Source organism: Paraburkholderia monticola, assembly GCF_001580545.1.
GTDB classification, from domain to species: Bacteria; Pseudomonadota; Gammaproteobacteria; order Burkholderiales; family Burkholderiaceae; genus Paraburkholderia; species Paraburkholderia monticola.
On record NZ_LRBG01000001.1, the window covers coordinates 424487 to 445948 of the forward strand.

Genomic DNA, 21462 nt, shown 5'->3' on the forward strand with positions numbered 1-21462 from the left:
AACTTCTGGTTGCCGTTATCACGCTGCTGATCCGGATGAAACTGCATCAACTCAATACCTTGGCGGCAATCGCGGATACCGGAAGTATCCGGGCCGCCGCCCGCTCGCTCGGGCTCTCCCCGGCCGCCGTGACCAAGGCGATGCGCGAGCTCGAAGCCGATCTGCACGCGCCGCTCGTCGTGCGCGGCGCGAGCGGGGTCGCGTTCACCGAGTTCGGCCGCGCGCTCGTCGTGCACGCGCGGCTCGTGCTCGGCCAGTTGCAGCGCGCGCAAGCCGAGATCGAGGCGTTGCGCGGCGCCGCGGCGGGCAAGCTGTCGATCGGCGTCACGCCGTGGGTCGCGCTGACTTTTCTGCCGCCGGCCGTCCAGCGCTTTCGCGAGCGGATGCCGGACGTGCAACTGGAATTCTTCGAAGGTCTGCTCGCGGTCGTGCAGCCGCGGCTGCGCGACGGCAGCCTCGATTTCTCGATCGGCCGGCCGGCCCCTGCTTCGCCGCAGTCGGAGTTTCAGAACGTGCCGCTTTTTTCGACGCATGCGGCGGTGGTCGCGCGGCGCGATCATCCGAAGGCCGGTTGCCGTACGCTGCTCGACCTCGAAGACGAGCAATGGATACTGAACTGGGATCCGGCCAGCCGCGAATCGATGTCGAACAATCTGTTCGTCAAGCGCGGCATGCGGGTGCCGCGCACGATCGTGCTCGCGCATTCGCTCGCGATCGTGCTGGGCCTGCTCGCCCACACGGACATGGTCAGCATCTTTCCGTGGCCGCTCGTCGAGGTGATACGCGCGAAAGAAAACCTGTGGGCCTTGCCGCTGCGCGAAACGCTGGACGAAACGATCATCAGCATCACGTCGCGGCGCGGCGCGCCCACGAGCCCCGCGGCCGCCTGTTTTCTCGACTGCCTGCGCGAGACGATCGACACAGGCGCGCGCTCGCAGGACCCCGAGCAGCGCCGGCTGTTTCATTCGATCGAGCTGTTGCTGTAGCGGCTGCCGAGGCTTTTCAGGCGAGCCGCCGCATCAATCGAGAAATTCGCCCGCTCGCTTTCTGAGCATTGCGCTGAAATCGTCGAGCCAGCCGATCGACAGCCGCCAGCTCTGCCAGTACAGATCGATGTCGATATGCTTGCCCGGCGCGATTTCGACGAGTTCGCCGCGCGCAAGGTGCCCGGCAACCATCCGCTCGGGACACATGCCCCAGCCGAGGCTCATCACGCACGCACGCAGAAAGCCGGCGACGTGCGGGATCCAGTGCAACGGCGGATCGAGTTCCGCGCGCGTGATGCGTCGCATGAAGCGCTTTTGCAGCTGATCCTTCGGATTGAAATCGACGCACGGTGTGCTTCGCAGGCTGTCGCGCGTGACGCCATCGGCGAAATAGCGCGCGCGAAACACGGGCGAGCAGACCGCGAGGTAACGCATGCGGCCGAGGCGTGTCGAGCGGCAGCCTTGCACCGGTTCGGCCTGGGTCGTGATCGCGCCCTGCACGCTACCGTCGCGGATGCGCTGCGCGGTGTAGTCCTGATCGTCGATCACGAGATCGAGCAGCATTTCGCGCTCGACGCAGAACGGCGCCACCGCGTCGATGAACCAGGTGCCGACGCTGTCGTCGTTGACGGCGACGCGCAGCGCCGGCCACTGCTCGACGAGCGCGCCCGGCAGTGCGGGCAGGCGGCCGTTCAGTTCCGCTTCGAGCAGTTGCACGCGCTCGGTATGGCGGCACAGCAGCGCGCCCGAAGTAGTCGCGACGCACGGCTGGCCGCGTTTCACGAGCACGCTGCCGACGCGCTCCTCCAGCAGCTTGACCCGCTGGGATACCGCGGACGGCGTGATATTGAGCTCGCCCGCGGCACGGTCGAACGAGCCGTGGCGGACCACGGCGGCCAGCGCGTCGAGCAAGGCGTAATCGAGCATTAGCGTTCCTTAATCTGCGTTAAGTAAATTAGCTTCTCTTAGGGATTGGCAACACGCAGACTAGCGCTGTTGGAATTGTCCGTCTATCCCCTCTGCTTCGATTTCCTGAGACCGTTTATGAACTGGTTGTCTTTTTCCCATGGCGCGGCGCTGTGCGCGTCGCTGATCGTGACGATCGGCGCGCAGAACGCGTTCGTGCTGCGGCAGGGCATCATGCGCTCGCACGTCGGCAAGATCGTGCTGTTGTGCACGCTGTCGGATTTCATTCTGATCGGCGCGGGCGTCGGCGGCGCCGCGGTGCTGATGGAGCGCTACCCGCGCTTCGTGCACGCGATGCTCTACGTCGGCCTCGCCTATCTCGCCTGGTTCGGCATCAGCGCGTTACGCCGCGCGGTGCGGCCGGGGCACGCGGTGCTCGATACGTCGAGCGGCGCATCCGCCGATGCAGCGCCGCCCGCGCAACGCGCGTTGCCGATCGTGCTGATGACGCTCGCGTTCACGTGGCTCAATCCGCACGTCTATCTGGACACGTTCCTGCTGATCGGCACGGCCGGCGCGCGCGAGCCCGAAGGCGCGCGGGTCGCGTTCGCGCTCGGCGCGATGGCCGTCAGCGCGGTCTGGTTCCTCGGGCTCGGCTATGGGGCGCGCATGCTCGCGCCGCTGTTTCGCCGCGCGAGCGCATGGCGGGTCCTGGATGGCGCGATCGGCAGCATGGTGTTGCTGCTGGCGGTTACGCAGTTGCGTTGAGGTTTGGACGCAGGGTGCGATTTCGCGTGCCGCGAAGCATGCCTCGCGCGGCCGTCGACACGAATGACGCGGTGGCACACCTATTGCTGATTTCCGCTCGCCGGCATCTCAGCCATGAAGCCGCGTGACGTACGCAACGGGTCGCCGTTCCAACGTCATTTCAACAATCCACCGGTGGAGGCACCATGCTTCGATACGCTGTGATTTTCTTCATCATCGCCATCATCGCCGCGGTGTTCGGCTTTGGCGGCATTGCCGCGGGCGCAACGGAAATCGCCAAGGTGTTGTTCTTCATCTTCATCGTGATCTTCCTCGTCACCCTGCTGATGGGCGTGATCCGACGCTGACGCTTGCATCCAGTGTTCCGCGAGTTCATGCCTCGCTCGATGAGAACCGGCGGTGCGGCGTCGATGTCGCGTTGGCGTTCGCACCGCTCCTCTCGCCGTTGCAATACTTGCCGCAACATATTGCAATAGTTGCCGATTCCTCGGGCGCCTCTACTCCGCTTCTATTTCGCCGCCTCTCGCGGCACATCGCCAACTTCAAGCCGCATGCGCGATCTGCGGCGCTGCACGCAGACGCCGCGACCAGTTCGCGAGCGTACGCATCGCGACCGGCGGCTTGCTCAGAATCGCGCTGTCATAGCACTTGTCCGCGAAGCGCATGAAATCGACGATGCGAAACCCCTGCCCCCGATAGAAGCCGATCTGCCGCGTGGCCGACTGCGGTAAATCGAGCGCGAGTTGCGCGTAGCCACGCGTCGCGGCCCAGTGCTCGGCGAATGCGAGCAGCAAGGTGCCAATGCCGCGCGCCTGCCACGCGGGATCGACCGCGAACTGCCGCACGCTTGCGACATCACTGCGACGGTACAACTCGCACGATGCTTCGCCATCCGAAGCATAAAGCGTCATCGTGCCGACGATCTGTCCTTCGCATACCGCGACATGGCAGTCGCCGCGCAGCGCGCTTGCGCGGGTCGTCTCGATGGTCTGATCCACGCACGTGCAGTTGAGCCCCTGCGCGCCGAGCGGCGCGAACGCGCGATGCAGGAGCGCCGTCAGCGCGACGAACGAATCGCGCGACGCGTCGAAGCGCCTGAGTTCGACGTGGCCGACGCCACGACACACATAACGCACGGGAACGGTTTTCGGCTGGCTTGCGCGACGCTTCACGTTGAGCACCTCGTACTGACTGCGTGCCCGAAGTGTAGGGTTCGGCCGTGAGCGTCTCAAGAAAAAATGTCGTAAAAACCGGGGCCGATCACGCGATGTTTTCGGCTTCGTAGAGACGCCGGCCCGCCGCATCCTTGCTGCCGAGAATCGGCTCGAAGTCGATTGGCCACTCGATGGCGATGTCGGGATCGGACCACAGGAGGCAGCGCTCGAGTTCGGGAAACCAGTACTCGGTGGTCTTCCACACGCACTCGGCGACATCGGACAGCACGACGAAACCGTGCGCGAAACCGGGCGGCACCCAGATCTGCCGCTGATTGGCTTCGCTCAGATACTCGCCGCTCCATTTGCCGAAGTTCGGTGAGTTCAGGCGCACGTCGACCGTGACGTCGAAGACCTCGCCGCGCACGACGCGCAGCAGCCGCCCCTGAGGACGCTGCACCTGATAATGCAAGCCGCGCAGCACGCGGCGCACCGCGCGCAAATGGCGGTCCTGCACGAAGGTGAAACCCTGCGCGACGTCGTCCGAAAACTCGTCCGCGCTGAAACTCTCGAAGCAGAAGCCGAACTCGTCGACAAACACTTCCGGCTCGATGAGTTTCACCTCCGGCAATGCCGTCCCCATGACCTTGTTGCCCATCGCCACTGTGCTCGTAAAAAGGCTGGCCAGCGAAGATACGACCGCTCTCGCGGCCGCGTCCGACAGACGAGGCGCGCCCGCGGCGCGGGCGCGCAAACGTATGCCTAAAGAGACATGCTACGCCTCTGTGGCCGCCCGGCTTCGGGCACGATATTCCGTTGGCGACAACGCCATGCGCTTGCGGAAGATTTTCGCTAGACGATCTCCGTTGCCCGTGCCGCTGCGACGGGCGATCTTGTCGACCGGCAACTCGGTCTCGGTCAGGAAGTTGCACGCGATGCGCAGCCGCACCTGCAGCAGGTAGTCCGACGGCGTGACCTGCATCTCGTGCTTGAAGCGGCGCAGGAAATTGCGCTCGCTCATCGCGGCGACCTGCGCGGCATCGGCGACCGAGACCGGACGGTCGCAGTTCGCCTCCATCCACCGCGCGGCCGCGCGAATCTTTTCGGCGACGCTCAAGGTGCCGCCCTCGGCGGGCAGCGGCACCCACGTCGCGGCCATGCCGGGCATCACACGATCGGCGACGCTGCGCGCAAGCTCGGCGCCGAGGTCGCGCTTGATGAACATCAGCGCGCTGCGGGCGCAGTCGTGACGGTCGTTGGCCGCGCTGAACGCGCCTTCGCTCGCGCTCGCGCCCGGATAGCGACTCATCAGGCTGTCGTGCTCGGTCGGGCCGGCCGCTTCGAGCACGAGGCGCCCCTCGCCGATCGTTTCGATCGCGCGCGTGCGCGATTGCACCGCGCGCAGCCAGTTCAGCAGGCGTTCGTCGCGCGCGGCCACGTGGGCGCCATAGCCGCCCGCGATGAACAGCACGTCGAAACCGCCGCCAAAGCGCGTGTCGATGCGTTCGGTCCAGATACGGGCCGACGAGGAGCTGGCGACATTGCCGCCGTCCATCGACAGAAACTGCACTTCGTAGGGCGGATCCTCGCCGGCTCGCGTGCCCGCGAACTCATTGGCGGTCTGAAACATTTCGACGACGGTACCTGGGCCGAGCAGCCAGAAGCCGTCGAACAGCAGAACGCCGATTCGCCGCGCTGCAGTACGGACGTTCAAGGCAGGCGTGTGTAGCCACGTAATTCTCGTTGTATCAAGGTGCATGTGCGGCATGATCTTTCCCCAAACGGTCATACGTTGTGGACCCCGATGCCCCGTAACCAGACGGAGTGGAGAATGCGTTATTACGGCGGTAAAGCAGACTGGCGCCGCATAAAGGATTAAGCGTGATGTTAGCGGAATGGCCCGCTACAGTAAATTTGAAAAACAGATTTCATCATGAAAGCCAACGTCTGACGAAAACCGTTTATTGAGCGTTTGATATGAGCACAGCAACGGGGCGAACTACTGCTGCAAGGCCGCGCGGCTGATGGTGTCGATATCTTACCGCAAAGCCTTTATGGACGGCACTCTCGCGCATTCAGACAAAGTTGCCGATAATGCGAAGCAGGCTGATTCGCGCTGCCGAGTACGTTTCTTGCGCGGTTCGAAAATGTTTCAAACCTGAACGGCTTATCACCCTGATAATGCCCCTGTAATTCGGTATTTTATTCGCAAAGCGGGAATTTATCGGCATCGGCAATAGGCGTTTCCGTGGCCATTCCTTGAGCCCCACTAATTAATACCTGAATGCAGATTTATCGAGGGTTCTAAAAATGTTTCTATATTGAAACATCGCGAGCCGCTTTCGTATGATTTAAAAGCGCGCCGCGTGCCTCGCGGATCGAACCTCAGACGATTGGATGCAGTGCAGCAATCGCACGCGGTGCGCGAGCGATAAAGACGCGGCCGTTGCAACCGGCGAGGTTGCAACGGCACACCACCACTCGTCACATGATCTCAGCCATTCGTCCCTTCGCCGGCCAGCGTCGCCGGCGCCGCGGTGCGCGCGAGCACCGGCCGCAACGCCGCGCCCGTATGACTCGTGGCGACGCGCGAGAGGCTTTCGGGATCGGTCGCCGCGACGATCGTGCCGCCACCTACCCCGCCCTCGGGACCGAGGTCGATGATCCAGTCGGCCTCGGCGATCACGTCGAGATCGTGCTCGATGACGACCACGCTATGCCCGCCATCCACGAGCCGATGCAGCACGCGAATCAGCTTCGCGACGTCCGCCATATGCAGGCCGACCGTCGGCTCGTCGAGCACGTACAGCGTGTGCGGCGGCTTCTGACCCCGCCGCGTGATGTCGTCGCGCACCTTGCTCAGCTCGGTGACGAGCTTGATGCGCTGGGCCTCGCCGCCCGACAGCGTCGGCGACGGCTGACCGAGCGTCAGATAGCCGAGCCCGACGTCTTTCATCAGTTGCAGCGGATGCCCGATGTTCGTGATCGACGCGAAGAACTCGACCGCCTCGTCGATCTCCATGGTCAGCACGTCGCCGATGTTCTTGCCGCGCCACGTGACCGCGAGCGTCTCCGGATTGAAGCGCTGACCGTGGCAGACGTCGCACGGCACTTTCACGTCGGGCAGGAAGCTCATGCCGATCGTGCGTACGCCCTGGCCCTCGCACGCCGGGCAACGGCCCTCGCCGGTATTGAACGAGAAACGCGACGCGGTATAGCCGCGCGCCCGCGCCTCGAGCGTGCCCGCGAACAGCTTGCGGATCGCATCCCACACGCCGATGTAGGTGGCGGGACACGAACGTGGCGTCTTGCCGATCGGCGTCTGATCGACTTCGAGCACGCGGTCGATGCTTTCCCAGCCCGTGACCGAATCGCAGCCCTGCCACGTGTGCGTGACGTTCAGCGGCGCGCGCGGCGCCGAGCGCGCGAGCACGCTCGAACGCCTATTCGCGGCCGGCTTTTCCTCGGCCGCCGCCCGCGCGCGCCGCGTGGCCGGCGACGACAACACCGAGCGCCCGACCGCATCGAGCAGATTGGTCATCAGCACGTCGCGCGCGAGCGTCGACTTGCCGGAGCCGCTGACGCCCGTCACCGCGACGAGCCGCGCGAGCGGAATGCCGACCGTCACGTCGCGCAGGTTATGGAGCTTGCCGCCATGCACGGTCAGCCAGTTCTCGGGGACCGCGGCCGCGCGCTTGCCCGGCGCGACGACCGGGCGACGCGGCTGCAGCGGATGCACGATCGGCTGCGCGAGGAAGCGACCGGTCAGCGAATCGGGCTGCGCGGACAGGTCCGCGACACTGCCTTGCGCGATCAGCGTACCGCCGCGCTTGCCCGCGCCCGGTCCGATATCGATGATGTGATCGGCGCGCCGGATCGTATCTTCGTCATGTTCGACGACGACGAGCGTGTTGCCCTTCTCGCCCAGCTTGCGCAGTGCGTTCAGCAGGATTTGATTGTCGCGCGGATGCAGACCGATGGTCGGCTCGTCGAGCACATAGCACACGCCCTGCAGGTTGCTGCCGAGTTGCGCGGCGAGCCGGATGCGCTGCGCTTCACCACCGGACAAACTCGGCGCCGCGCGATCGAGGCTCAGATAGCCGAGCCCGACTTCTTCGAGGAACTGCAGCCGGCTGCCGATTTCGCTGACGACGTCGCGCGCGATTTCTGCGTCGCGGCCCGTCATCTGTAGCGAATCGATCCACGCGCGCGTGTCGGACACGGTCCATTGCGCGACGTCGACGATCGCCTGCGAGTCGAACGTAACCGCGCGCGCGACCGGATTCAGACGCGTGCCCGCGCAATCCGGACACGGCTCGTCGACGAGCCCTTCCGGTTCCTGCTCCTCCGACGGCAAACTCTGTTCGCGGCCGCGATTGTCGTCGACGACGATCGTGTCGTCGTAGGCGGCGCGCTGTTCGCGCGTGAGCGACAGACCGGTGCCGACGCAGCTCGTGCACCAGCCATGCTTGCTGTTGTACGAGAACATGCGCGGATCGAGCTCGGGGTAGCTGGTGCCGCACACCGGGCAGGCGCGCTTCGTCGACAGCACCTTCACGTCGCCGAGCGTGGCGGTGGAACGGCCGCCATTGATCGCGTCGTGCAGGCCGTCGAGCGGCGCGAGCAGATGCATGATGCCTTTGCCGAGGTCGAGCGTCTGCTCGAGCGCCGTGCGCAACTCGGTTTCATGATCGGCCGAGATGACGAGGTCCGCCACCGGCAGCTCGATCGTATGCTCGCGGAAGCGGTCGAGCTTCGGCCACGGATCGACCGGCACGAACTCGCCGTCCACACGCAGATGCGTATTACCGCGCGCCTTCGCCCATTTCGCCAGGTCGGTATAGACGCCCTTGCGGTTCACGACGAGCGGCGCGAGGAAGCCGACATGCTGGCCCTTGTGATCGCGCAGCAACTGCGCCGCGATCGACTCGGCGCTTTGCGACGTGACCGGCGTGCCGTCGTGGATGCAATGCTGCATGCCGAGCTTCACGTACAGCAGACGCAGGAAGTGCCACACCTCCGAGGTCGTCGCGACGGTACTCTTGCGGCCGCCGCGCGAGAGCCGTTGCTCGATCGCGACGGTCGGCGGAATGCCGTACACCGCGTCGACTTCGGGCCGTCCGGCCGGCTGCACGATCGAGCGCGCATACGCATTCAATGATTCGAGGTAGCGCCGCTGACCTTCGTGAAACAGGATGTCGAACGCGAGCGTCGATTTGCCCGAGCCCGACACGCCGGTGATCACGTTGAACTTGCCGTGCGGAATATCGACGTCGAGCGCCTTCAGGTTGTGCTCGCGCGCGTTGACGATGCGCACGACGTCCTCGCCTTCGATCGCGCGCCGCGCACGGGCCGCGCTCAGCGCTTTCTGCAATGGGATGCCCTGGGGCTCCCCTGCGGCCGCGGTGTCCATCGCGCGGTCGTACTGCAGCAGTGCCTCGCCGGTATGCGAGTCGGCGCACGCTTTCACTTCGTCCGGTGTGCCCGCGCAGAGCACGCGGCCACCGCCGTCGCCGCCTTCGGGGCCGAGATCGATGATCCAGTCGGCCGCGCGGATCACGTCGAGATTGTGCTCGATCACGATCAGCGAATGACCGCTCGCGAGCAGCTTGCCGAACGCCTGCATCAGCTTCGCGATGTCGTCGAAATGCAGGCCCGTGGTCGGCTCGTCGAACATGAACAGGCGCTTCGCGACCGCCTGCTTCGCGCCGCGCGTGCCACGCGCCTGCACCGATTCCGCGAGAAAGCCCGCGAGCTTGAGCCGCTGCGCCTCGCCGCCCGACAGCGTCGGCACCGGTTGGCCGAGCTTCACGTATTCGAGCCCGACGTCGATGATCGGCTGCAGCACACGCAATACTTCGGCGTCCTTCGCGAAGTAAGCAGCGGCCTCGCTGACGGTCAACTCGAGCACGTCGGCGATGCTCAACGCGCGAGCGGGCTCGTCTCGTTCGATCTTCACTTCGAGGATTTCCGCGCGATAGCGGCGCCCGTCGCAATCGGGGCAACGCAGGTACACGTCGGAGAGGAACTGCATTTCGATGTGCTCGAAGCCCGAGCCGCCACAGGTCGGGCAGCGGCCGTCGCCCGAGTTGAAGCTGAACATGCCGGGGCCGTAACCGCGCTGCTGCGCGAGCGGCGCCTTCGCGAACAGCTTGCGGATTTCGTCGAACGCGCCGACGTAGCTGGCCGGATTCGAGCGCGCGGTCTTGCCGATCGGCGACTGGTCGACGAATACGACGTCGGTCACCTGGTCGGCGCCCTTCAGCGCCCTGAACGCGCCCGGCGCTTCGGTGGCGAGCCCGAAGTGGCGCGCCATCGCCGGATAGAGCACGTCCTGCAATAGCGTCGATTTGCCGGAGCCCGACACCCCGGTCACGCACACGAGCCGTTGCAGCGGAATCTCCACCGTGACGTCGCGCAGATTGTGTTCGCTCGCGCCTTCGAGGACGATGCGCGGCGTGCCCGCCTCGACCGGACGACGCGACCAGTGCGCGGCATCGGCGACATGGCGGCGGCCGCCGAGGTACTCACCGGTCAGCGTGCCGGATGAACGGATCGCCTCGGGCGCGCCGTCGAAAATGATCGAGCCGCCGCGCTCGCCGGGACCCGGCCCCATGTCGATCAGCCGGTCCGCCGCGAGCATCACCGACGGATCATGCTCGACGACGACGAGCGTATTGCCCGCGTCGCGCAGCCGGTGCATCGCCTCGACGATGCGGTTCAGGTCGCGCGGATGCAGGCCGATGCTCGGCTCGTCCAGCACGAATAGCGTCTTGGTCAGCGACGTGCCGAGCGCCGTGGTCAGGTTGATGCGCTGCACCTCGCCGCCCGACAGCGTGCGGCTTTGCCTGTCGAGCGTCAGATAGCCGAGGCCAACGTCGCACAGATACTTCAGGCGCGTGCGGACTTCCGCGAGCAGCAGCTTCAGCGCGTCGTCGAGCAACGCGCTCGGCAGCGTGATGCCGTCGAAGAAGCGGCGGATGCGCTCGATCGGCATCAGCATCAGGTCGTGCACGGTCAGGCCAGGCAACGCTTCGAGCTGCGCGCGCGACCACTGAACGCCGCGCGGCATGAAGCGTTGCGCGGGCGCGAGGACCTCGTTCGCATTCGCCTTGCTGCCGAGGCGCCATAGCAGCGATTCGGTTTTCAGACGCGCGCCGCCGCAGGTTTCGCACGGCGTGTAGCTGCGGTACTTCGACAGCAGCACGCGGATATGCATCTTGTACGCCTTCGATTCAAGGTAGTCGAAGAAGCGTTTGACGCCGTACCAATGCGTCTGCCACTTGCCGTTCCAGTCCGGCGAGCCGTTGATGACCCATTCGCGCTCGCGCTCGCTCAACTCGCCCCACGGCGTGTCGCGGCGGATGTCGGCTTTCGCCGCGTAGCGGATCAGGTCGTCTTGGCACTCCTTCCACGCGGGCGTCTGCATCGGCTTGACCGCGCCTTCGCGCAGCGTCTTGCGGGCGTCCGGAATGACGAGGCCGAGGTCGACGCCGATCACGCGGCCGAAGCCGCGGCAGGCGTCGCACGCGCCATAGGCCGAGTTGAACGAAAACAGCGCCGGCTGCGGGTCGGCGTAGCGCAGATCGCTTTCGGGGCTGTGCAGACCGGTGGAGAAACGCCAGATGCGCGGCTCGGCAGCTTCAGCCTGCGGTTCGTCCGACGCGGCCGGCAGCACGTAAATATTGACGCGGCCGCCGCCGCGCTTCAGCGATGCTTCGATCGCTTCGACCGCGCGCGCTTTGTCCACCGAGCGCAGCCGGAAGCGGTCGGCGACGACGTCGAGCAACTTGCGCTTGCCGGTCGGCGAATCGACTTCTCGCTGTGCCTGCACGCGCGTATAGCCGCTCGCCGACAACCACTGCTCGACCTCCTGCTGCGACGCCGACTCGGGTAGCTCGACCGGGAACGTGACGACGAGCCGCGGCTCCTCCTGCGCGGTGCGTTCGAGCAGTTCCGCGTAGATGGTCTCGGGCGTGTCGTGCCGCACCGGGTGCGCGCTCTGGCGGTCGAACAGCTCGGCCGCGCGCGCGTACAGCAGCTTCAGATGGTCGTTCAGCTCGGTCATCGTGCCGACCGTGGAGCGCGAGCTGCGCACCGGGTTGGTCTGGTCGATCGCGATGGCGGGCGGCACGCCGTCGACCCGGTCCACCTGCGGCCGGTCCATCCGGTCGAGGAACTGGCGGGCGTACGCGCTGAAGGTTTCGACGTAGCGACGCTGCCCTTCCGCGTACAGCGTGTCGAACACGAGACTCGACTTGCCCGAGCCCGACGGCCCGGTGACGACCGTCATTTCGCCGGTGCGCACGTCGAGGTCGACGTTTTTCAGGTTGTGCTGGCGGGCGCCGCGAATGCGGATCGTGCCCTGGATCTTGTTGCTGCTCGGCGTGCTGGCGTGGGGTTGGTCAGCGAGGGTGTCAGGGGTTGCGTCGTTGGAGGACAATTTTTCCGACCGTCTGAAGGAGTGGGCTACCTCTCACGGCCGGCTCTCGCGACCGCGCAAGTTCGGTGCAGCCGGGACGGCGCGAGGGGCGCCCGGAAGCCTGGCTGTAGGGGGATACTATACTGTATGTTTATACAGTTTTCCATGACAGGCGCAGGCGCGCCTGGCGCCTCGATCGGCGCGGAGGCGCCAAGGCGCGCAATCGCCGCGCCGCGCCGCGCCGACACCGCCTGATTAGCCAAGCGCGCTTTCCACCTGCGAGCATCCGGTCGCCGCCGGCGTTGCGCAGCCCGCCGGCGTCGCGCGCGCGGCACGGTCGCCGAGCGCATGGGCCACACAACGCCTCGCCAGCAGGTCGGTCGGATCGACCAGCCGCACCACCCGGCCGCCGGGATATGCGAGCGCCGGTTCGCGCAACAGCAACGGCAGTTCGGTGCAGGCGAGCACGATGACCTGCACGCCCTGCGCGACCAGGTCGTCGACGGCCGCCGCGAGGTCGTCGCAGCATTCGCCCGACAGATGCCCGGCCTTCACGCCGCACGGTCCGTAGATCGCGTTCATCAGACGCGCCTGCGCGGCCGCGGACGGCGCGATCTGCACGAAGCCGCGCGCGCCGAGCGCCTGTTCGTAGACGCGGCTCGCGAGCGTGCCCGAGGTCGCCAGCACACCGACCTCACGCAAGCCCGGAAAGGTCTCTCGAAGATAATCGGCGGTACAGGTGAGCATATTGAGGATCGGCACGCGCAGCGCCGGCTGGATCCGCTCGACGAACGCATGCGCGGTATTGCACGGAATCGCGATCAGATCCGCGCCGCCATCCTCGAGCGTTCGGCACGCGGCATAGAGTGCGAGCGTCGGGTCGTCGCCGCGGCCGAGCAGCGCCGCGGTACGGTCCGGGATCTGCGGATTCTGTTCGACGATGATCCTGAGATGGTCCTGATCGCGCGCGGCCGGCGTGTTGCGCACGACCTTGCCCATGAAATCGGCGGTCGCCGCCGGCCCGATGCCGCCGACCACGCCGAGCCGGAACGCCCGCTCCGGCTGCGTGTATTGCGCCGCCGCGACGTAACGCGCGTACACCTGGTTCGTATCGACGACCGGCACCTCGACGCGTCCGAGCGCGGGCAGCACGAGACCGATCTCCGCGAGTCCCGGCACGATGACGTCGACGCCCTGCGCAAGCAGATCCGCGCATGCCGCGCGCAGCAGTTCGACTGAGCGGCCGTACAGATGCCCATGGCGGATGCCCTCGTCGCCATAAACGGCGCTCGTCACGCAGTCGAAGCCGGACTCGTTGCGCGGGTAGCGCACGTCGAACTGGCCAGCTTCGAAATACCGCTCGAACAGACCGTTCGCACGAATCGCCGCCGACGTCAGCACGCCGATGCGCCGCGCCGACGGATAGGTGCGCCGTACGTGCGCCAACAGCGCGGTCATGATGTTGGCGACCGGCACGGCGAGGTTGGCCGCGAGTTCGTCGATGAAGGTGTGACTCAGGAAGCAGGGCAAAACGATCGCATCGACACCGCGCTTTTCGAACCCGCGCATCGTGTCGAACACGTGGATCTTGAACTGCGCATCGGTTGCGGCGGGCACGGCGGTCCCCTGCCACGAGCGCGGCTCGAAAATGAGATCGTAGGGACGTGCCGTGCCTGGCCGGCTCGACGCCGTGCTCATCCGGCTGAGAATGTCGGCGCTGGCGAACTGCGCCGCGCCCGTCACCACACCCAGCGAACGAAAGCGATTCATGATCTGATCCCCCGTCTTTCCGTGCATCCACCCTCGATCACGGGTGGCTTTCTGCGCGCTTGAGAATGACATTATGTGGCGCGCACATGTCCAGGGGTTAACCACGAAAAAAACATCGCCTTGCGTTTGCGCGGGATGGGCGAGCACACGACGATGCTCGCCAAGGCAAACTCAGACAGCCTCGGCCTCGGCCACGCCCTGCGTCAGATCGCGCTTGCGGCGCTCGAGCGTGCCGATACAGACCAGCGACACCGCGGCGAGGCACGTATAGAACCCCGCGAGCGGCCACCACGCGCCCGGATACTGATGCGCGAGCAAGGTGCCGATCAGCGGCGTCAGACCGCCGGCCAGCGCCGCGCACACCTGATACGACAGCGAGATCGCCGAATAGCGAACCCGTACCGGGAACGCGGTCGACATGAAGCCGGCCATCACCGCGTAAGAACTCGACATGCACATCACCGTGAGCGCGATACCGACGACGATCGCCACCGGCCGCCCGGTCGACACCAGCGCGAACATCGGATACGGCGAGAGCATCGCGAGCGCGGCCGCGCCTTTCAGAAAACGTCCGGTGCCGATGCGCTGCGCGAACCAGCCCGAGCCGAGCTGCGTGAACAGCTGGATGAACGCGACGATGAACAGGCAATCGAGAATCAGCGACCGATCGAGGCCGAGCGTCTGCGTCGTGTAATTGAGCATGAAGGTGTTGACGAACCACGCGCCCGCCACGCCGATCACATTTGCGCCGAGGCACAGCAGCACGGTGCGCCACGCGTCGCGCAGCACTTCCGCGATCGGCAGCGCGGCGACGCGGCGCTGCTCCTTCACCGCGGTGAATTCCGGCGATTCGCTGACGCCCGCGCGGATCACCAGACCGACCAGCAACAGCACCGCGCTCGCGAGAAACGGCAAGCGCCAGCCCCAGTTGAGAAACACGTCCTTGTCCATCGACGCGACCGCGCGAAACGCAAGCAGCGACAGGATCAGACCGGCAGGGCTGCCGAGCTGTGCGAACGACGCGAAAAACGTGCGCTTGCCCTGCGGCGCGTGTTCGCTCGCCATCAGCACCGCGCCGCCCCACTCGCCGCCGATCGCGATGCCCTGCGCGACGCGCAGCAGCACGAGCAGAACCGGCGCCATCACGCCGGCGCTCGCATAGGTCGGCAGAAAGCCGATCCCGACCGTGCCGACGCCCATGATGATCAGCGTCGCGACGAGCGCCTTCTTGCGGCCGATGCGGTCGCCGAGGTGGCCGAACACGAGGCCGCCGAACGGTCGCGCGAAGAAGCCGACCGCGAACGTGCCGAACGAGGCGAGCGTCGCGAAGAACGGATCGCTGCCGGGGAAGAACAGCTTGCCGAAGATCAGCGCGGACGCGGTGGCGTAGATGTAAAAGTCGTACCACTCGATCGTGGTGCCGACGAACGCGGCGGCGGCCGCGCGCGTGGGCTGGCGCGCAGGTTGAACGTGATGGGCGGCTTCGTCTGGCTCGCGATGCATGTCTTTGTCTCCTATCCGCGGCAACCGGATTGCCGCGTACTGCTGATGAATGGCGCGGCTTCTGCGTGCCGTCACCGGAATAGCCCCGCTTGCGCGGCGGCGACGCGTCAGCTTTTGAGCGCGTCCGCTTCGGCTTCGACGACGGGCGTCGCCGACTTCAGCACGCCCGCTTCGAACAGACGCCGCTGCGTCTCGCCGTCGATGCCGAGCGCGTCGAGCACCTCGCGCGTATCGGCGCCGAGCGACGGCGGCGCGCTGCGGTAGGTGGCCGGCGTGCGCGACAGCTTGATCGGCGACGCGGTGCCGCGGTACTCACCCATGTCGACCACCATGCCGCGATGCAGCGTGTGCGGATGCTTCGCGACCACATCGACGGACTGCACTGGTCCGCACGGCACGCCAAGGCGAATCAGCTGTTGCGCGAGCGGCTCGCAATCGTGCTTCGCGAGCAGGCTTTCGAGCGCCGCCTTGAGCGGCTCGCGATGCCCGCAGCGGCTGCGGTTATCGGCGAAACGCGGATCGTCGGCCAGTTCGGGCGCGCCTAGATGCGCGCACAGCTTCGCGAACTGCCGGTCGTTGCCGACCGCCAGAAAGATCGGCGCGCTCGCGGTGCGGTAGCTGTCGTAGGGCGTGATGTTCGGATGCGCGTTGCCGGTGCGCTGCGGCGTGCGGCCGGAGCCGAAGTAGTTCGGCAGATGCGGATGCAGCAGCGACACGCCGCAGTCGTACAGCGCGATATCGATCGACTGGCCGCGGCCGCTGTTCGCGCGCTCGGCGAGCGCGAGCAGGATGCCGGCGAGCGCGTTGAGACCGGTGACCATATCGACGACCGGCAGGCCGACGCGCAGCGCGGGCCCGTCGTGCTCGCCGTTCACGCTCATCAGGCCGGTCATCGCCTGGATCGCCGCGTCATAGCCCGGCAGACCGCCGAGCGGCCCGTCGGGGCCGAAGCCCGACACCGCGCAATGAATCAGCTTCGGAAAGCGCTCGCGCAGCACTTCTTCGTAGTCCATGCCCCAGCGTTTCAGCGTGCCGGGCTTGAAGTTTTCGACCAGCACGTCGGCATCGTCGAGCAGCTTCCAGAGAAGCTCGCGCCCTTCGTCACGCGACAGGTCGACCGCGATGCCCTGCTTGTTACGATTCACGCCCGCGAAATACCACGCGGTGTCGCCGAAGAACGGCGGCCCCCAGCCGCGCGTTTCGTCGCCGTCGGGCGGTTCGAGCTTGATCACCTGGGCGCCGTGATCGGCCAGCGCCTGCGTGCAGTACGGGCCGCCGAGCACGCGGCTCAGATCGACCACCTTGATACCTTGCAGCGCGCCGTCGCAACGCTGCTTGCCGTGATTGAGCGAGGCCGTCATTGCGCCCCTCCGGCCGGCAGCAGCCGCAGCGCCTGATCGAGCGTGACGGGACGGTCGTTGACGAGCGCGTCGAGCACCTCGATCTCGTCTTGCCCGCCGCGCACATCGAGCGGGTCGGACGGCAGCAGCTTGTGGCGCACGACCAGATGCGCGAGCGCGAGACGCCGGTAGTCGGGACCGAGCCGCGCGCCTTCGCAGGCCATCAGCACGGCGGTGCTCGCGTGGTACAGCGCGGAGCCCGCCTGGCGCACCCATTCGTCGCGGCCCGATTCAGCGACGCTCGCGAGCGCGTCGCAAGCACGCGCCAGCGTCGAACGCAGCAGCGCGAGGCTTGCCGCGGGCAAGCCGGCCGCGCCGAGCAGATCCTGCAGATACGTGCGCAGCGGCTCGAGCGCGCCGTCGCGCTTCGCGGCGCGCGCGATGTCGAGCGCGACGATATTGCTCGTGCCTTCCCAGATCGAGCCGAGGTGCGCGTCGCGCACGAGCCGCGCGTCGCTCCATTCCTCGATGTAGCCCGAGCCGCCGCGCACTTCCATCGCGTCGCCGGTCACCCGGCGCGCGTCGCGGCATGCACGGAACTTGATGAGCGGCGTGAGGATGCGCACGCACTTCGCGGCCACGCGATCTCCCGCGTCAGCCTGGGGCAGCAGCAGGGCGATGCGCATGAACATCGAACGCGCCTGCTCGGTGGGCAGCATCATCTTCATCAGCTGCCGCTGCATCAGCGGCATCGCGATCAGCTTGCGGCCGAACGCTTCGCGATGCCGCGCGATGTGCAGCGCTTCGGTCAGCGAGCGGCGCATCAGACCCGCCGCGCGCACGCCGTTCGACAGCCGTGACATGTTGATCATGTCGGCCATCTGGTGGAAGCCGCGCCCCACTTCGCCGATCAGATACGCGAGCGCGCCTTCGAGCACGATCTCGCCGCTCGCCATCGATCGGCTGCCGAGTTTATCTTTCAGACGCACGATCCGGTAGCGATTGCGCGAACCGTCCGGCAGCGTCTTCGGCAGCAGGAACAGACCGAGGCCGTTGATGCCCTCGGGCGCGCCGTCGGGGCGCGCGAGCACCATCGCGAGATCGGCGTCTGCGTTCGAGCAGAACCATTTGTCGCCATACAGGTGCCATTGCTGTTCACCGTGCGCGTCGGCTTCGAGCACGGCGCGCGTCGCGATGCGCGCGACGTCGGAGCCGGCCGCCTGCTCGGTCATGAACATCGCGCCTTGATACAGCGTGTCGAAATCGCGCGATGCGAGCATCGGCAGAAACCGCGCGACCAGTTCCGGCGCGCCGAATTTGCGCAATGTGCGCGTCAGCGAATCGGTCATGCTGACCGGGCAGCACAGGCCGAACTCGGCCTGCACGAACAGGAACGTCAGCGCGTATTTGACGAGCGGCGGCGGGGTCCGTTTGCCGTCGCGCGTGTCGTGGCTCATCGACGCGAGGCCGAGCTCCGCGTAGGCGACGCGTTCGAGCGCGACGTAGTCGGGATGCTTGTCGATGCTCTGCAGCGCTTCGCCGCGCCGCGTGCGGTGCCGCAACGTGGGTGGGTTCTTGTCGGCCGAGAGCGCCCACAGGTCGAGTTCGTCCGAGGCGCGCTGACCGAGCGAGACGAACTGGCTTTCGAGTTCCTGATAGAGCGCCTCGCCGAGATGCAGCCTCAACAGGCGCGCGAGTTCGGGATCGCTGGAGAAGAAGTTGATGCCGCGGCTATCGGGGATGTTGGACGAGCCGTGGGCCGGCTCGGCGATGATTTCGCTCATGCTTGTCTCCTGTTGTGGAAAGCAGCATAGAAGCGGCTTCGATAATCGTCTAATACAACTTATATCCGGTACGATAGACGGTGCTTATCGATCGAAGAACGGAGACGGCGATGGATCTGAAGCAGTTGCGCTATTTCGTGGCGGTCGCCGAGGAGCTGCATTTCGGGCGCGCAGCGAAGCGGTTGTTCATTTCGCAGCCGGCGCTCAGTTTCGACATTCGCAAGTTCGAAGAGCAGCTCGGCGTGCAACTGCTCGCGCGCACCAACAAGTCGGTCGCGCTGACCAACGCGGGCCAGGCGCTGCTCGGCGAAGCGCACCGGCTGCTGCTGCAGGCGAGCGAAGCCGAGCGCATCACGGTGCGCTCCGCGCATGGCCTCGCCGGCCGGTTGCGCATCGGCTTCGTGAACTCGATGCTGTATCGCGGCATGCCGCAGGCGGTGAGGCGCTTCGAAGCCGATCATCCGGGCGTCGAAATCGTGCTGAAGGAAATGAACACGAGCGAGCAGGTGCAAGCGATCCAGCGCATGCAGATCGACATGGGCTACGCGCATTGGGGCAATTTTCCGTCGGACGTGACGTCGACGACGGTGTTTTCCGAGCCGTTCCTGTGCTGCCTGCCGGCCGATCACGCGCTCGCGAAGAAGCGCAAGGTCGATCTGCGCGCGCTCGCGCAGGAGCCGTTCATCCTGTTTCCGCGCACCGTGTCGCCGCATTATCACGATCTGATCATCGCGCAGTGCGTGGGCGCCGGCTTCAGTCCCTTGATCCGCCACGAGGCGCGGCTATGGCAAACGGTCGTCACGATGGTCGGCTTCGGCATGGGGGTCGCGCTCGTGCCGTACACGTTGCGACAGATCCACGATCCACGCGTCAGCTTCGTGCCGCTCAACGGGCCAACGCTGCGCTCCGACGTGCTGCTGTTGCGGCGCAGCGGCGACGCGGAGCCCGTGGCAAACCGGTTCGTCGAGTATCTGCGTGATGCCGGGCAGCGTGCGCCGGCGCGCCCGGCCTGAGCGCGCGGTTTCGTTCGCTCAGCTCACCGCTTCGAAAATCTCCCGCAACCACTGCGCGAACACGCGCACTCGCGGCGACAACTGCCGGTTCTGCGGATACAGCACCGACACGGGCAGCGGCGGCGGCGGATAGTCCGCGAGAATGATCCGCAGCCGCCCCGCCGCCAGTTCGCCTTCGACCCGATAGCGCGGCACCTGCACGATGCCGAGTCCGGCGATGGCCGCGCCCGCATACAGCTCGGCGCCGCTCACCGATACCGCCGACGGCAGCACAAGCGCGGTATCGCGACCGTCGACGCGGAATTCGAGCGGCACCGGCTTGCCGGTCGCGCTCGACACGTAGTTGACCGCCCGGTGTGTCGACAGCGCCGCAGGATCGGACGGCTCGCCATACGCGGCCAGATACGCGGGACTCGCGACCGTGACCTGCTGCAGTTGCGCGACGCGCCGCCCGACCATCGACGAATCCTGCAGCACGCCCGCGCGCAGCACACAGTCGATGCCCTCGCGCACCAGGTCGACGAGCCGGTCGTCCTCGCCGATCATCAGTTCGATATCCGGAAAACGCGCAAGAAACGCGGGCAGCGCCGGCACCACGAAATGTCGCGCGAGCGTGCCCTGCACGTTCACGCGCAGGAGCCCCTTCGGCGCGAGATCGGTAAATGCCCCCTCGGCCTCCTCCATGTCGGCGATCAGGCGCACGCAGCGCTGGTAGTGCGCGTCGCCGTCGGGCGTGAGCCGCACCGTGCGCGTCGTGCGCTCGAGCAGGCGCGCGCCGAGCCGCTCTTCCAGGCGCTTCATCAGGTTGGTGACGGTCGCGCGCGGGATCTGCAGATCGTCGGCGGCTCGCGTGAAGCTCTGGCGCTCAGCGATCCGCACGAATACGCGCATTTCCTCGAAACGGTCCATATCGGCGGATTATTAAAGCGAATGGAATGATGATGGCGAGTCTAACCGGATTATCCCAGCGTCGAAAGCGTTCATGATTCACCTCACCGATCTACTCCCTTCTGAAAGGAACCGAATCATGAACACCAACCAACCCCAACCGAAAGTCGCCATCGTGACGGGCGCCGCACGCGGCATCGGCACGGCGATCGCCCAGCGGCTCGCGAAGGACGGCTACGCGGTCGCCGTCAACTACGCATCGAGCGCGGGCGAAGCCGAGGCGCTCGTCGCCGCGATCCGCGAAGCCGGTGGCAAGGCGGTCGCGGTGCGAGCCGACGTGTCGAAGCCCGACGACGTGCGCCGCCTGTTCGAGATCACGGAACGCGAACTGGGCAAGGTCGACGTGCTCGTCAACAACGCGGGCGTGATGAAACCCACGCCGCTCGCCGACACGCCCGACGCACTCTACGACCAGACCTTCGACATCAACGTGCGCGGCACCTTCAACACGCTGCGCGAAGCGGCCGCGCGCCTCAACGACGGCGGACGCATCGTCAATTTCTCGACCAGCGTGCTCGCGCTGAACCTGCCCGGCTACGGCATCTACACCGCGACCAAGGCGGCCGTCGAAGCGTTCACACGCGTGTTCGCGAAGGAGCTGCGCGGGCGCAACATCACGGTGAATGCAGTCGCGCCGGGACCGATCGCGACCGCGCTGTTCCTCGAAGGCAAGACCGACGAACAGATCGAGACGTTCGCGAAGATGCCGCCGCTGCAACGCCTCGGCGAGCCGGAAGACGTGGCGGGCGTGATCGCGTTTCTGGTCGGCCCGGACGCGAGCTGGGTCAATGGACAGGTGCTGCGGGCCAACGGCGGTCTCGCCTGACGACATACGGTGGTCCGGCGCGTCGCCGCGCCGGGCCACCGC

General features: G+C 66.3%; 15 protein-coding genes. 5 read left to right on the forward strand and 10 right to left on the reverse strand.

The window, feature by feature from the left end; genetic code table 11:
- Positions 1 to 35: 35 nt before the first annotated feature.
- Positions 36 to 986 carry a LysR substrate-binding domain-containing protein gene (locus CI15_RS01865; protein WP_062123732.1) on the forward strand — a complete coding sequence of 317 codons (951 nt, stop codon included), beginning with the start codon at positions 36 to 38 and terminating at the stop codon, positions 984 to 986.
- A 33-nt stretch (positions 987 to 1019) separates the two neighbouring features.
- Here the strand turns inward: CI15_RS01865 and CI15_RS01870 are convergent, their stop codons facing one another.
- Complete coding sequence (locus CI15_RS01870; RefSeq protein ID WP_062123734.1) at positions 1020 to 1913, reverse strand: LysR family transcriptional regulator ArgP; 894 nt, start codon at positions 1911 to 1913, stop codon at positions 1020 to 1022.
- Positions 1914 to 2030: 117 nt separating this feature from the next.
- On the opposite strand from CI15_RS01870, the gene CI15_RS01875 reads away from it, so the two are divergent.
- Together CI15_RS01875 and CI15_RS35125 are read left to right on the forward strand one after the other, a co-directional pair.
- Positions 2031 to 2660: a LysE/ArgO family amino acid transporter gene (locus CI15_RS01875; RefSeq protein WP_062123736.1), complete on the forward strand. Its 630-nt coding sequence runs from the start codon at positions 2031 to 2033 to the stop codon at positions 2658 to 2660.
- Between the two features lie 185 nt (positions 2661 to 2845).
- Positions 2846 to 3007: a DUF1328 domain-containing protein gene (locus tag CI15_RS35125; RefSeq protein ID WP_075643641.1), complete on the forward strand. Its 162-nt coding sequence runs from the start codon at positions 2846 to 2848 to the stop codon at positions 3005 to 3007.
- Positions 3008 to 3202: 195 nt separating this feature from the next.
- Here CI15_RS35125 and CI15_RS01880 read toward each other — a convergent pair whose 3' ends face one another.
- From CI15_RS01880 to CI15_RS01915, 8 genes are all read right to left on the reverse strand, one after another.
- Positions 3203 to 3832 carry a GNAT family N-acetyltransferase gene (locus tag CI15_RS01880; protein ID WP_062123906.1) on the reverse strand — a complete coding sequence of 210 codons (630 nt, stop codon included), beginning with the start codon at positions 3830 to 3832 and terminating at the stop codon, positions 3203 to 3205.
- 88 nt (positions 3833 to 3920) lie between these two features.
- Positions 3921 to 4472 (reverse strand): dTDP-4-dehydrorhamnose 3,5-epimerase, encoded by a 552-nt coding sequence (rfbC, locus tag CI15_RS01885; protein WP_062123738.1) that lies wholly within the window; start codon positions 4470 to 4472, stop codon positions 3921 to 3923.
- Positions 4473 to 4589: 117 nt separating this feature from the next.
- Positions 4590 to 5582, reverse strand: coding sequence for a GlxA family transcriptional regulator (locus CI15_RS01890; RefSeq protein ID WP_062123740.1), 993 nt, complete (start codon positions 5580 to 5582; stop codon positions 4590 to 4592).
- 726 nt (positions 5583 to 6308) lie between these two features.
- Positions 6309 to 12257, reverse strand: a complete 5949-nt coding sequence (gene uvrA, locus CI15_RS01895) for an excinuclease ABC subunit UvrA (protein ID WP_062123742.1) — start codon at positions 12255 to 12257, stop codon at positions 6309 to 6311.
- A gap of 234 nt (positions 12258 to 12491) precedes the next feature.
- Positions 12492 to 14006, reverse strand: a complete 1515-nt coding sequence (cuyB, locus tag CI15_RS01900) for a cysteate racemase (RefSeq protein ID WP_062123908.1) — start codon at positions 14004 to 14006, stop codon at positions 12492 to 12494.
- A gap of 171 nt (positions 14007 to 14177) precedes the next feature.
- The gene (locus CI15_RS01905; RefSeq protein WP_062123744.1) at positions 14178 to 15509 is read right to left on the reverse strand and encodes an MFS transporter; all 1332 of its coding nucleotides are present in this window, start codon (positions 15507 to 15509) and stop codon (positions 14178 to 14180) included.
- A gap of 107 nt (positions 15510 to 15616) precedes the next feature.
- A complete protein-coding gene (locus tag CI15_RS01910) occupies positions 15617 to 16870 on the reverse strand; it encodes a CaiB/BaiF CoA transferase family protein (RefSeq protein WP_062123746.1) in 1254 nt (417 codons plus the stop codon).
- Entirely contained in the window at positions 16867 to 18633 is a 1767-nt protein-coding gene (locus tag CI15_RS01915; RefSeq protein WP_062123748.1) for an acyl-CoA dehydrogenase family protein, read from the reverse strand. Before CI15_RS01915 ends, CI15_RS01910 begins: the two co-directional genes overlap by 4 nt.
- 110 nt (positions 18634 to 18743) lie before the next feature.
- Here CI15_RS01915 and CI15_RS01920 point away from each other — a divergent pair, with 110 nt between their 5' ends.
- On the forward strand, positions 18744 to 19646 hold the full coding sequence (locus CI15_RS01920; RefSeq protein ID WP_062123750.1) for a LysR family transcriptional regulator: 903 nt from the start codon (positions 18744 to 18746) through the stop codon (positions 19644 to 19646).
- A gap of 18 nt (positions 19647 to 19664) precedes the next feature.
- Here CI15_RS01920 and CI15_RS01925 read toward each other — a convergent pair whose 3' ends face one another.
- On the reverse strand, positions 19665 to 20555 hold the full coding sequence (locus CI15_RS01925; RefSeq protein WP_062123752.1) for a LysR family transcriptional regulator: 891 nt from the start codon (positions 20553 to 20555) through the stop codon (positions 19665 to 19667).
- Positions 20556 to 20673: 118 nt separating this feature from the next.
- On the opposite strand from CI15_RS01925, the gene CI15_RS01930 reads away from it, so the two are divergent.
- Entirely contained in the window at positions 20674 to 21420 is a 747-nt protein-coding gene (locus CI15_RS01930) for an SDR family oxidoreductase (RefSeq protein WP_062123754.1), read from the forward strand.
- Positions 21421 to 21462 lie beyond the last annotated feature (42 nt).

Coding starts and splice junctions, on each gene's coding strand:
- CI15_RS01865 (WP_062123732.1), top strand. CDS start 36: ATGAAACTGCATCAACTCAATACCTTGGCGGCAATCGCGGATACCGGA.
- CI15_RS01870 (WP_062123734.1), bottom strand. CDS start 1,913: ATGCTCGATTACGCCTTGCTCGACGCGCTGGCCGCCGTGGTCCGCCAC.
- CI15_RS01875 (WP_062123736.1), top strand. CDS start 2,031: ATGAACTGGTTGTCTTTTTCCCATGGCGCGGCGCTGTGCGCGTCGCTG.
- CI15_RS35125 (WP_075643641.1), top strand. CDS start 2,846: ATGCTTCGATACGCTGTGATTTTCTTCATCATCGCCATCATCGCCGCG.
- rfbC (WP_062123738.1), bottom strand. CDS start 4,472: ATGGGCAACAAGGTCATGGGGACGGCATTGCCGGAGGTGAAACTCATC.
- CI15_RS01890 (WP_062123740.1), bottom strand. CDS start 5,582: ATGCCGCACATGCACCTTGATACAACGAGAATTACGTGGCTACACACG.
- cuyB (WP_062123908.1), bottom strand. CDS start 14,006: ATGAATCGCTTTCGTTCGCTGGGTGTGGTGACGGGCGCGGCGCAGTTC.
- CI15_RS01905 (WP_062123744.1), bottom strand. CDS start 15,509: ATGCATCGCGAGCCAGACGAAGCCGCCCATCACGTTCAACCTGCGCGC.
- CI15_RS01910 (WP_062123746.1), bottom strand. CDS start 16,870: ATGACGGCCTCGCTCAATCACGGCAAGCAGCGTTGCGACGGCGCGCTG.
- CI15_RS01915 (WP_062123748.1), bottom strand. CDS start 18,633: ATGAGCGAAATCATCGCCGAGCCGGCCCACGGCTCGTCCAACATCCCC.
- CI15_RS01920 (WP_062123750.1), top strand. CDS start 18,744: ATGGATCTGAAGCAGTTGCGCTATTTCGTGGCGGTCGCCGAGGAGCTG.
- CI15_RS01925 (WP_062123752.1), bottom strand. CDS start 20,555: ATGGACCGTTTCGAGGAAATGCGCGTATTCGTGCGGATCGCTGAGCGC.
- CI15_RS01930 (WP_062123754.1), top strand. CDS start 20,674: ATGAACACCAACCAACCCCAACCGAAAGTCGCCATCGTGACGGGCGCC.